The following is a 13,206-nucleotide window of genomic DNA, read 5'->3' on the forward strand; positions in this document are numbered from 1 at the left end:
ATTAATATCAAACTGTAATGGCATAGTCTGTCGTGATCGGGCCAAATCAAAAACGCCATAGCGATTAATATTCTCTCTGAAATATGCTTGGACATAATGAATATTCATTATGCCCAATTTTTGAGGAAAACGGAACAGTTGTGCTTAAGGACAAATACCTGATGCGGGCGTTAGCGCAAGGTACTTTTTCAAGTAATTAACCTTATTACAATCGATTGTAGTCCAATCATCTTTTAATATACCCCCAGTGTTGCCACTATTAGGATTCCAGTCCCAATAGAACCAGCTTGGATTGGGCGTTAATTTATTAAGATAATTTGCTACATTTATTAAGGTTGCAACATCTTGAGTATAATAAGGATCGCTGGTATCAAATTTTCCTCCAAACTCGCCTAAAGCAATAGGAAATACATGGCAAGTGCTGTTTAGGCAAAATCCACTTTGGCTCGTGTTATTAACATTTTGAAAGTTATTTAATAAATAGCCATTTAAACGAGACCATGCCGCAAAAGCTACTGTTGGATTGGAGTGATCAGGACCGCCATTATTCGTGCCATCTGGGCCATAAATATGAGGCGATATAACAATTTGATCGAGGAAGGGTTGCGACATTAAATGGGTAAAGAAATTTTTAGGATTACTAATTCCTTGAGAAACTGTTGCACTGTCAGTAGCAAAACCATCTCCCCAGTTTGAGCCTAAACTTGATTGCCCCGTTCCTTCAATAAATAGCAACTTATTAGGATCAATGTTATAGATTGCTTGTGCAGCACTTAGAATTCCTGTGCCCCAAGGAGTTCCATTAGCACTTCCTTCCCAGGTTAAACTATGAGAGTCAGGCTCATTGTAAATATCATAGCCAACCATAGCGTTGTCTTTAAACATAGTTGCAACCTTTTGCCAGCCACTAATCCACTGGGCTTGATTCGTAGTATAAGTGTTGTCTTCATAATGGTCATCTATTAGTACGTAGATCCCATTATCAGTAAATTTTTTGACTACCCATTGGAACGTGTTTAAAGCACTATCCTGTGGAACATCTGTATTGCAGGGGCTTCCTTTGCAATAATTGGCTATACCATTAGGTTTAATAGTAGTATCCAAGATAAAGTCAAAAGAGATGGGAAGGCGCACGGCATTAAAGCCTAAAGACTTAATTTGAGTTAGCATGGTGTTAAAATCTGATTGCCATAACCCGTTCACCACGTGATTCCCATTATTAAAACCAAACCAAGATACGCCTTTAAATGCCACTATCTTTCCATTGGGATCTATAATGTTTCCATTTTGAGTGGAATATTTACCCGAAGGATTGGTATTTTTTGTATATGTTACAGCAAGAGAAACGTTTCCATTAGCAGTAAGGGTTATTGGATTTGGCGCAATACTAACGCTGTAACCATTGGCGCTACCTGCTACGGTATAGGTATCAATTGGTAATGTTAACGATGTTCCTGATGCTACCGTTTTATTAAACGAATATTTAGTGCCTGAAAACGTTAAGGGCTCTTGGGTTGCTGGAGCTTGATTCAAAGTTACGTTTACAGTTCCACTAGGGACTGCGCTATAGGTAATTGGCACATTTGTAACTTTTTGATCTTGAACAGTAACAGTTATTGGATTCGCGGTGTAAAAATTAGTGCCATTATTTATAGCAGATGAATTAACCGTATATTGACCGGTGGTTAAATTAGGAATTTGCCATGATTTTCCCCAAGCAAGCACTTGTTGGTTTGAGTAGTTTGCTCCTGTGACATTCACAGTGGGCGAGTCAAGATTACTTGCTGGCGCAGCAGGCATAGTTATATTTAAAGAGCCTACTTGGGTAGGAGTAGAACCATCCGCAGTAAATACAAAAGGCCCTGTTGGTTCTGGTACAGTGGGCCCTGCGTTAAATTGGACCGTCATAGGATTAGTGCAATTAGGATCTGGTTGTAATGGAGGCGTATAAGGTGTTCCTCCTTTAAGAACTACCGCTGTGCCTGTTTGGCTTGCTAAAGTCCAGGCTGCCCACGGATTTCCCCAAATATTGGTTGGCATAGGCTGGCTATAATTAAAGTCTAATTCTAAATTTGTGAGGGGAATTGGTGAACTGGATATATTGCAAATAGATATCGTTTCAACCCAATTAGCATTAGAAACGGTAATTTTTACTTGCGCAGGAGCTAAAGAGCTTTTTGTCGGAACACTAGTAGTATAGGTGGAATTCTTAGACCAACCTTGCATACTGCTAAGCGCACATATAATTAAAATAGATTTTTTAAAGTTTCTTTTCATAAATCTCCCTTTATCAATTTAATGAATCTTTAATAATAGCTCCTTAATTTAGTTTTTCAATTCGGGTCTAATTAATTATCTTATCGCGTTCTCAAAGAAGATGCAGTTCTTGTGGAAACATTCCACCATCAAAAATTAATGCCTGTTTTAACAATTATCGCCCTTCATAGTGTTGGAGATAAGTTATCAAAAACATTTAGAAAATGAAGTAATCTCTCTAAAAAGCATTATTGTTGCCGCTTACTTAAGGTTTTTGATGGGTACGACATCCTGAGCATCGCGAAGGATGTCGTACTTGGCTACATAAATTTACTCTACTACAACAGGTGGAAATTTATCCGCATAATTAATAGGCTTTTTGGTCAGCTCGATTGCAGCATACATGGCTGTTTTTATAAATACATCAGTGAGATTATTACGCGGCTGGGTAGCTGTAGGACGACCTTCATCACAATGCTGGCGTATGGAACCATTCAAAGGAAGTTGTCCTAAGAAACTGCATTGATGAGTTGCGCATAAAGCCTCGGCACCACCAGCACCAAAAATGGCCTCTTGATGACCACATTCGCTGCAAATATGAGTGGACATATTTTCAACCACACCCAGTACATCGATTCCCGTTTTAGAAAACATGTTTATTGCTTTTTGTGCATCTAAAGTCGCCACATTTTGTGGTGTGGTAACTACAATTGCAGCAGTCAGTGGGATTTTTTGCACTAAGGTAAGTTGAATATCACCTGTTCCAGGGGGTAAATCGATAAACAGATAATCCAACTCATCCCAAAGAGTAATGTCCATCATTTGGATTAATGATTTAGCAAGCATCGGGCCTCGCCAAATTAACGCTTGTTCATCATTGGTTAAATAACCAATCGACATCGCCTGGACCCCATGAGCCTCAACCGGCAAATAAAAGTCGCCTTTAAGCTGTACAGGCTCGGTTTTTCCCAGCATAAGCGGCATACTTGGTCCGTAAATATCTGCATCAAGAATACCTACACGTGCCCCAGTGCGAGCTAAAGCAGTTGCCAAATTAACGGTTACGGTTGATTTACCAACACCTCCTTTACCGGAGGCGACGGCAATGGTGTTTTTCACGCCGCGTAGTCCTTTACCCACCAATTGAGTCCGGTGTGGCCTAATCCATTGCTCAATAGTAATGGTAATGTCCAGATTAGGAAATTGAGCTTGTACAGTAGAAAGTAATAGCGGTTTGTAATTCGCTTCCAGCAAGAGGGCTGGGAAGCCTGCTAGTAAATTGATAATTAATTTATCGGCTGTAGCCTCGACCTTGCACTGTAAATTCATCTCTTTGCCAGTACGGTCTAAAAAGGGGTCTTTTAATGTATTTAACAGACTTAATACAGTGCTTTCAACAGTCATGGCGAACCTTTTTTGCAAAAGACGAATAATAGCTCAGGGCCTTGTTCATAACAAGAGCACTATTCAAGTGGTGCTGTTGCAACAACTGTACTTACGCTATGTGCGTTAAGGCTACAGGGTATGAGCAGGTTCGTATTGCCATGTGACCCAATGATTTGTGTGCAGATAATAAATTCCACAATAAATGGGTAGAGGCGTGCGCTCGGAGAGATAAGTTCCATATTCATTTAATTGAGCTTGATGTTTTAATAAGGTATTTTTATCTTCCTTACCTGTTTTAAAATCAATAATCCACCGTTTGCCATCCTCCTCAAAGGTGCGGTCAATAATGCGCGTAATAGGTCGGTTTTGTGGAGCTACGAGCAGCTCATATTCGTTTTGTTCTTTGTGATGAGGAGCAATAATCCAGGAACCAATTGGATCTTGGACAAGACGAGTTATTTGTTCTTGAAGAACCTGAAAAGCCTGATTTTGTAGTGTTTCATCGAATCCCAGCTTTTTAAATTCATAGTGCGCTAGATTCCAGGGTACCTCCTCTAATGTATCGGGGTGATTATCACAGATCCATTGTAAGAGTTGATGAGTAACAATCCCAGTTAAACGAGGAATGTTGGATACTAGAGTGGAAGGGGCATTTCGTGAAAGAGACTCCTCGATTTCCAATTGTTGCTTTTGATAATGATGTAGGGGTAGTTGTGCTAATTTGGGTAAAGGACGTTCTAATTCTTCCATGCTGCCCGCAGATTCATCGTCAGCAAAATGTTGATTTTTTAATAAATTACGGAAGGAGCTTTTGGATGATTTTTCGCTATGATCCATTAAGTATAATCGTGATTTTGCTCGGGTGACGGCAACATAAAGTAAGCGCTGTGTTTCATAGCTTCCTTTGATTTCATCCAACTGCCCTAGATAATCGTATACTGGACAGCGCTCCCGATGTGCAGCTTGAATCGGAGACATAAGTAATAAGTTACCTTGTTCCTGAGTAGGTAAATTAAGCCAGCGTAACATTGGTGAATCGCCTCGGCTTGCTTGCGAGCCTAAACCAGGTAAAAAAACCGTGTCAAACTCTAAGCCTTTTGATTTATGGATAGTCATCACCTGCAATGACGATGGGGTTACCTGTTGAGAGTAGAGCTTATTAAATTCTTGCGTAAATTCTTTCATATTCGACAAGCGGCCATCGAGCTCGTATCGATCGAGCAATGCCCAGAATTGCTCTAAATCATTTAGTTGCGCTGGATTTAATATTTTATCCACATGTAAGGCATTAAGCGTATTTATCACCCAGGTAGATAATTTGCTTTCATAGCGATGAGACAATGCCTGATGCATGATGCGAATAAAAAATTGTGCTCTAATCAATCCGTCATCACTTAATCCAGAAATTTTATTGAGTTGTAATAAAGCAGCATAAATGGATTTCTTTTTATTAAATTGAGCAATAGTATGCACGTCTGCTAAAGACATCCCACAATAAGGGCTGCGCAGCAGGGATAGCCAAGAAAGGCGATTGGCCGGCGATAATAAAGCTTGGGTCAGTGACCACACGTCACGTAAATGAGGTAGATTTGCTAATAAGGTAATATCAGTACCTTGGTAGGGAATTTGATATTGCCGTAATAAGCGAATAATTTCCCCTAGTTGGCTACGTGAACGTACTAAAATAGCGATGCTTTGTTGCGGATTTACTTGCAACTCGGTTTGAATCAGTTGCATCATTTTTTCTGCTTCTTGTTCGCGACTTTGGAACTGCCATGCATAAATGGCACTATGTTCATCGTTCTGAATTACGTTAACGCTGGGATGAAAGGATACGGCACCGGATTCAATATCCACTTGCGAGGGGAATATTTGTGCAAACTGCTGATTGACCCAGTTAACAATAGTTTCTGTGGAACGAAAATTACAACTTAGCTCTAAGGATGTAAGTTGTACTGGGCCAATGCCTTGTTCTTTTGCACGAAAAAATAAGCCTACCTCAGCCTGTCGGAAACGATAAATCGATTGCATTGGATCGCCAACCAGAAATAACGTTTTACCATCCCCGGGCTGCCAACCATGAACTAGTTTATTGAGTAATTCAAATTGTGTAATGGAGGTATCTTGAAATTCATCAACCAGCAAATGATGGATGGCATTATCCAAATATAAGGCCAAGTCAGTCGGATTATCAGAGTCACCCAAAGCGATTAATGCCTGTTGTGAAATCGCCATAAAATCCACTTCATTATGCTCGCTAAAGAGGAGATATAAATGGCCAACAAGCAGGGGTAGTAACAGAAATAAGGCCTGCAATACTTCCCATTGTTCCAGATCGTACTCCGGCTTAGGTAAATTACTAACCTGGATTAACGCTTCAAGAAAGTCTGGATAGTCACCCAATTGTGTTAATAGTTCTTTACTGGCATTTTTAAGTTGTTTGTATTCAGCCGCAGGACAGGAGCTACTTAACAGTCCAACATGATGATCAAAGCTTTTACGTAAACTTAAATCGCCAGTTAATAACGCTTTACTTAAAGCTGTTGCAATTTGCTGATTTGTTTGGTGAAAATCATGCCAATCTTTTAATAAATAGCGAGGAGAATCTGGATTGTTTTCAATACGTGCAAGCTCTTGCACTCGCTGCACCAGTTCATATGCTAACGGAAAAGGAAGGCTTTTTTTGAAACGAGTTAGCTCATGCTCTTCGATTAGCGCAAGTGCTTGTTCAAAAGTAGATTTGTCTTGGGTTTTTGCTTGAAACAAGGGATAGAGCCACTGATCCCGCTGAGCCAACAGCTCCTTAAATAAATCCAGTAAACGGTCTTGGCGATTATCTACATGTAATAAGAGGGTTTTAATTGCATGTTGGTATTCCGGATTGGCTAGGGCAAATTGAATACAGGCTCTGCCGGCATTTAAATAATGACTTTCTGCCTTATCGGTAATTTGCGAATAGGCAATTTGTTTCTCCAATAAGGGAATAGCTTGATTAATGCTTTGGCATAATGAGTCAATGGTAACAATTCTTAAACGATTGGGCTGATTGAGTAAATCCCATTGATATTGACTATCGCGTTGCAGTGCGCCTTGAGCAAATTCCAGCGTCATTTGCTGATGAGCGCTTTTAGCTTCGATATTTTGTGCAGCTTGTTGTAAAGCTAAGATAATACGTTCACGCATTTCACTGGCTGCTTTACGAGTAAAGGTGAGCGCAATGATTTGTTCTGGAGCAGTGACCGTACCTAACAAACGCAAATAACGCTGCGTTAAAATTTCGGTTTTTCCAGAGCCCGCAGGAGCTTGTACAATGAACGATTGAGTCGGATCAGTCGCTTGACTTCTTTGATGGCTATCAACAAGCATGATGGGCGTAAAACTCCTTACAGTCAACTAGAACGAGCCGTAACCTGGATGAAGTGTAGCGCAATTCTAGGGATCAAGCTGGCTCAAGCTTTGACCCCGGATTGCTCTGCATTCATCCCGGCTACTTTTCGCGGTAATACTTATGCCAAGACGATTTCCTGGGCTGGTGGGCGTAAATTATAATGCGAACTCATACAACGTCCATAGGCTCCTGCATTGGCGATTAATAAAATATCGCCTTCTTGAGTTACCGGTAATAAACGGTCATAACCTAGGGTATCCCCTGATTCACAAATAGGGCCAACGATGTGAGAAAAACCTGCTTTTTCTTCGTACAAACGGCTTAAATTAACAATTTCATGGTAAGCACCGTATAAAGAAGGTCTGATCAACGAATTCATTCCGGTTTCAATACCGACAAAGCGAACCTTACCTTTTTCTTTACACTGGGTGACTTTAGCCAAAATAACACCACTTTCTGCTACAAAAAAACGTCCTGGTTCGAGCCATAACTCAAGATGCGGATAGCGTGATTTCACAGCCATAAGTAGCGCATCCAGGTTTGCGAAATCCAAGGGTTGTTGTCCTGGTTTTTCAACAATACCTAAGCCACCACCCAAATTAATCGACTTAACCTCTGGGAACTGCTGAGTTAACGAGGCTAACATCAAGGCAGTTTGCTGCCATAATTCTGGTGTAAGAATGCCACTACCTGAGTGTGCGTGTAGACCAATTACATGAATATTGTGCTTCTTGGTTAGTGCCACAACCTGAGCTATATCATTTTGGGTAATACCAAATTTGGATTCATTACCTGCTGTAGATACATGTTTGTGGTGGCCTGCCCCAGTACCTGGATCAATACGAATAATTACATCTTTATTTTTAAATAATGGCGCCCAATTTTCTAATGGATAAAGGCTGTCGATGGTTATATAGCAGCCGACCTTCAAGGCATACTCATATTCAGACTTAGGTGCAAAATTTGGTGTAAATAAAATGCGTTTGCGATCAATTCCAGGGAATAACTCTAAGACTCTATCCAGCTCCTGAATTGATACGCACTCAAAACCAACCCCTTCTTTCTCTAGTGTTTGTAAAATAGAAGGGTAGGGATTTGCTTTAATTGCATAGAATATGGTGTCTATCGAATTTAAGGCTAATAATTGCTTGGCTCGTTCTGCCTGTGTTGGGCTATGATAGACATAGCAAGGAGAATGCTGTATCGCGGTAGTAAGTAGGCGATCGCGTTCTTTTTCCCACCAAGGTGTAAAGCGTACCGAAGGTGCGCCAAATTCTTCGTGCCAGCTTTTGGAGTAGTAGAAAATTTGAGGATTATTTTCTATTAATAAGTGATGTAGCTTTTGGCACAATAAATTTGCTTGAGACTCATCAACCACAAACGTTAAGTTTAAGTCATTAGAGGCTAATGACATCAAGTAGACTTGCTTAGAATCAAAAACTTCTAAAGCAGGGCCTAATTGAGGTAATACAGTTCTAATATGATGCCCTACTAAACTAACCGCGCTACAGGGCTCGATAAGTTTGGCCCGGCCAAATTGGTTTAATTCATCTAACAGGGCATTGATTGCTGCGCGATCATGTATTTTTGAATTAATATCCAACGATAAAGTGACATTAAACTCTGATGAAGACAGTAAGTCTACAGAAAAACCGTGATGTTTAAATGCGGAAAATACATCCGACAAGAAACCCACTTGTTGCCACATATGTAAGGTATCTATAGAAATAAGCAGAATACTGTTTTTGATTTGAATTGATTTAATAAATGGGGCTGACTCATCAATATCTTTGGTGATTAACGTTCCTGAGTGCTCTGGTAATTGAGTGTATTTCACCGACATTGGAATATTAGCTCGGCGTACAGGTGGTATACAGTTAGGGTGCAATACCTTAGCCCCCATCGTTGCAATTTCCTGAGCTTCATCGTAATTTAATTTTTTTAATAAGCGTGCATGCGGTAATTGATGAGGATTAGCTGTGTAAATACCAGGAACATCGGTCCAAATTTCACAGGATGCAGCTTGTAATTTCCCAGCAAGCAGAGCTGCAGAAGTATCTGAACCTCCACGGCCTAATAATACAGTTTCCCCTTCAGGATTGGCAGCAAAGAAACCTTGAGTGATAATTGCCTGTGCACCACTGGATAGGAATTTTTCGACTAATTCTGAATCATATTCACTCTCACAACGAGCTGAAAGGTAATTTGCTGATTGGCCATCAGGGAAAGGGGTGCTCGTTAAAAGCTCCCGCGCATCATACCATTTACAATAAATTCCCTGGCTTTGTAAAAATTGATGTCCTAAACGAGTCATCATTAATTCCCCCATACTGAGTATTTGTGCATGGGTTTTTGCAGGGGCTTGTTTCAGTAAGGCAATACCTGTTAGCCATTGCTCTAATTGATGCAAGTCATCAATGATGATCTCAGGATTAACTTCTAAGGCTTCAGCAAGATTAAGATGGCTATTACGGATATCCAGTAAAATGCTTTGATGCTCATTAATGAGCGCTGCATCAATTGCCTTTTCAAGTTTATTTGAAATTTGAGTTAATGCAGAACAAACGATGACTGGCTGTGCTCCAGTGCTTAAATGTTTCTTAGTAATTAATGCAATATTATTCCAAGTACTACGCGTTGAAACACTAGTTCCACCAAATTTTGTTACGATCTGCTGCATGATCTATATTCCGCACTAAATTAGTACACCTTAGCATGGACTTAAGTAGGGATACAAGATTCTTGAAACAAATTATCATTAAGTTTCGGGGGCGATATATTTCGGTCAAAGGGAAGCAGAAAATTATGTGGTGGATACCCTAGAATTGCTTTTTTTTTAATGAAATTCCTTAATTGACTGCTTATTAATTGTTTACCATGGATTTAATTGATTCACTATGGGCTAATATTCCTTACTTATTGAATGCAAACAGAAAAAAATGTTTTTAAAGATTTGAAAACAGGGTACACTCTTTTTTATCGAACGGATTTTATTCAACTATGTGATGTACTGATTATTAAAGGAGTGTATAGGAGTGATGAATATGCATAAGCCCTTAAGAACGCTGGTTAGTGCAGCTGTTCTTGGTGTTTTAACGACTGGTGCAGCTCATGCATCTGGTTTTGCTTTATATGGTGAAAGCGCTGGTTACACAGCAGGTAACTATGCTGCTGGTGCCGCGGCGGAAGCTGCTGATGCGTCAACTGGTTGGTACAACCCTGCTGGTTTGGCGCTTCTTCATGAAAAAGAAGTAGTGTTCGGTGGCGTAGGGATATTTCCTACTCTCAAAATGAATGGCATGAGTACTTATAGTACAGAAGGATTACATCCGTATATCCAGGAATTCCATGGGGTATCTGGGGATTATAATGGTTTTGTTCCATCCTCTCATTTCGCTTTACCTGTGGGTGAGCGTACTACGCTTGGTTTAAGTGTTACCGCACCTTTTGGTTTGTCTACTGACTGGAAACCTTCTTCTCCTGTTCGTTATTCTGCTACCTATACTGAGCTAATCACTGCGAATATTTCTCCTGAAATTGGTTCTCAAATATCTGAGCATTTTGCCGTTGGTGCGGGTATGGATTTCCAATATTCACGTGTTAAATTCAACCAAATGATTGGTGCTCCCACTTTATTCCAAGCTCTTGATGCGGATCCAGCTATTGTTGACTCATCCAGCAAGAATAAAGGTGCTTCATGGGGCTTAGGGTTCCATGTGGGGGTTATGGGATTGTTTAATGATAACCATACTCGTATTGGATTGAATTACCAATCTAGAGTAAGACATGTATTCTATGGCCATAGCTATTTCAAAGGTCCTTTAGCGAATGATTTTGATTTAGTTGCACCTGAGCTGCCTGCAGATGGCGTTTGGAAAAACTATGATCTTTTCAGTAACTCAATTGTATTCCCAGATGTGGTAACACTTAGTGGTTATCAAGATGTTAATGACAGACTCGCGCTATTAGGTTCTGTTGTTTACACTGCATGGAGCACATTCAAAAATATTCAATTGTATAATGTTCCTGTTCCTAACATCAGTTCTACACCTCCATTTCCTGTAAGCCAGGCGAATATTATTAACTCTGTACCAGAAAACTTTTCTGATGCTTGGCGTGTAGCGATTGGTGCGAACTATCATGTTAATGATCGGTTAATGCTTCGTCTAGGTGGTGGTTATGACCAGACGCCAACCAATAACAGAGATAGAAACATTCGTTTACCAGACGTTGATCGTTGGGCTATCGCTGTAGGTGCTCATTATCAAATGAAGCCAACTCTTGGATTTGATCTTGGATACACTCACTTATTCTCTGGTAGTAATCCAAGTATTCACTCTGCTCAACAACTGTCTGCAACATCTTCTTACAATGTTGATTCTAACAGCGGTAGCTTCGCTGCTGATCTGGTAGGTGGACAAGTAGTTTGGGTTCTTGATAAAGTAGAAACTGCTCCAATGAAATAATTTTCAGATTATTTCAGCTAAAAAGCCACGCTTGCGTGGCTTTTTTATTGGTTTAATTTAATTGATTTCGCCACGAGAGCGCAGCACCACGTCTGCATTGGCACGAAAGTAGCTTAGAATTATTTTGAAGAAATAAATTTAGGCAGAAATTACGTGTCGAGTTTCCCGACACGTAATAGAATCACTTAGTTTTTGCTGATGCTTGCTTCACCGGGACCATTCACGGTGAGTATGTAACCATGTGGTGATACGATTTGTTTTGGATTAATATCACCAGTATTAATATCCATTTCTACCGTACCAACATCTATTGGGTTTGGAGTATTAGTAGCCATTTTAATTACGGCTAGGCATTTACCATTCGTAGTATGGCCATGACATGCCAACTTCACTAAATTCCAATAAACTTTGCGAGTTGACTGAGGAGCTGTCGGATAAATTGAAGGCTTACCCGCTACATATGCATTGGATTCTTCATTTGTATTATTATGTGTAATTAAATAAGCTGGGGCAGCAAAAGAGGTGATTGCGCTTAAACTCAACGCTACTGCTGAAAGACTTTTAGCAATTAAATTCATTATTTCTCCATTGTAATTTATAAGTAATTGGCCCTCTGCCAATTTATATTGTAATTTCATTACTCTATACAACGCGGGGCGATTATATCGTAAAAAGGTTGAGTATTATATATAATTCACCCTTGTCTGTCCAAAAAACGGGCAACATCTTTGGCGAAATAAGTAATAATAAAATCAGCACCAGCACGTCTAATTGCGATTAAGCTTTCAATCATTGCTTGTTCTTCATTAATCAATTGATGCTGGGCAGCAATTTTGATCATCGAATATTCACCACTTACTTGATAGGCGCAAAGAGGGACCTCTGGGAAATGCTGTTTCATTTTAGCAATTACATCAAGGTAATAACCTGCTGGTTTAACCATGATCATATCTGCGCCTTCATCAAGGTCTAGTGCTGTTTCACGGATTGCTTCATTACTATTTGCTGGGTCCATCTGATAGGATTTTCTATCACCAAATTTAGGAGCCCCTTGGGCTGCTTCTCTAAACGGGCCATAGAGGCAAGAGCAGTATTTTGCACTGTAACTTAAAATGGGTATGTTTTGATATCCTGCTGAATCTAGTGCTTCGCGGATAGCACTTACCATACCGTCGGTCATGCCACTAGGAGCTACCCAATCAGCACCTGCCTTGGCGTGGCTAACTGCTTGCTTAGCAAGAAGTTCTAACGTTTTGTCATTATCAATATGGTTTCCAGAAACCACCCCACAATGACCATGATCTGTATATTCACAAAAACATAAATCAGAAATAATTAAGATGTCTTTATTTATGGCGCGTATTTTTCTTATAGCTTGCTGGATAATACCTTCATCATTAAATGATTCACTTCCACATGCATCTTTATGTTTGGGAATACCAAAAAGCAATACGGCTTGAATGCCTAATGCGCTTAGGGCATCAATTTCCTTGGGAAGAGAATCAAGACTGAGCTGATACTGCCCTGGCATCGCGCTGATTTCTTTAGGAGCAGTTAGTTCCTCACTGATAAACAGGGGCATAATCAATTGTTGAGCATGCAGTCGCGTTTCTCTTACCAAGGCGCGCGTTACTGGGTTGCTTCTTAGACGTGTTAAGCGTAGAGGAATGTTGTAATCGGTCATGGGCATTGTCTCTTAATTAAGGGTTG

7 protein-coding genes are annotated in these 13,206 nt (G+C 40.1%); 1 reads left to right on the forward strand and 6 read right to left on the reverse strand.

The window, feature by feature from the left end; all coding sequences use genetic code 11:
• Window positions 1-144: 144 nt before the first annotated feature.
• The 4 genes from BN3124_RS10805 to BN3124_RS10820 form a co-directional block, all read right to left on the reverse strand.
• Window positions 145-2,277: a cellulase family glycosylhydrolase gene (locus BN3124_RS10805; RefSeq protein WP_058534810.1), complete on the reverse strand. Its 2,133-nt coding sequence runs from the start codon at window positions 2,275-2,277 to the stop codon at window positions 145-147.
• 309 nt (window positions 2,278-2,586) lie between these two features.
• Window positions 2,587-3,660 carry an iron-sulfur cluster carrier protein ApbC gene (gene apbC, locus BN3124_RS10810; protein ID WP_058534811.1) on the reverse strand — a complete coding sequence of 358 codons (1,074 nt, stop codon included), beginning with the start codon at window positions 3,658-3,660 and terminating at the stop codon, window positions 2,587-2,589.
• Window positions 3,661-3,771: 111 nt separating this feature from the next.
• The gene (locus tag BN3124_RS10815; protein WP_058534812.1) at window positions 3,772-7,008 is read right to left on the reverse strand and encodes a UvrD-helicase domain-containing protein; all 3,237 of its coding nucleotides are present in this window, start codon (window positions 7,006-7,008) and stop codon (window positions 3,772-3,774) included.
• Between the two features lie 140 nt (window positions 7,009-7,148).
• Complete coding sequence (locus BN3124_RS10820) at window positions 7,149-9,710, reverse strand: bifunctional aspartate kinase/diaminopimelate decarboxylase (RefSeq protein ID WP_058534813.1); 2,562 nt, start codon at window positions 9,708-9,710, stop codon at window positions 7,149-7,151.
• A gap of 355 nt (window positions 9,711-10,065) precedes the next feature.
• On the opposite strand from BN3124_RS10820, the gene BN3124_RS10825 reads away from it, so the two are divergent.
• Entirely contained in the window at window positions 10,066-11,496 is a 1,431-nt protein-coding gene (locus BN3124_RS10825; protein ID WP_149865249.1) for an OmpP1/FadL family transporter, read from the forward strand.
• 185 nt (window positions 11,497-11,681) lie between these two features.
• On the opposite strand, the gene BN3124_RS10830 is transcribed toward BN3124_RS10825, so the two are convergent.
• Window positions 11,682-12,074 (reverse strand): hypothetical protein, encoded by a 393-nt coding sequence (locus BN3124_RS10830; protein WP_058535877.1) that lies wholly within the window; start codon window positions 12,072-12,074, stop codon window positions 11,682-11,684.
• 116 nt (window positions 12,075-12,190) lie between these two features.
• Entirely contained in the window at window positions 12,191-13,180 is a 990-nt protein-coding gene (hemB, locus tag BN3124_RS10835; RefSeq protein ID WP_058534815.1) for a porphobilinogen synthase, read from the reverse strand.
• Window positions 13,181-13,206: the final 26 nt, after the last annotated feature.

Origin of the sequence: Legionella saoudiensis (assembly GCF_001465875.1) — a bacterium.
Lineage (GTDB): Bacteria > Pseudomonadota > Gammaproteobacteria > Legionellales > Legionellaceae > Legionella > Legionella saoudiensis.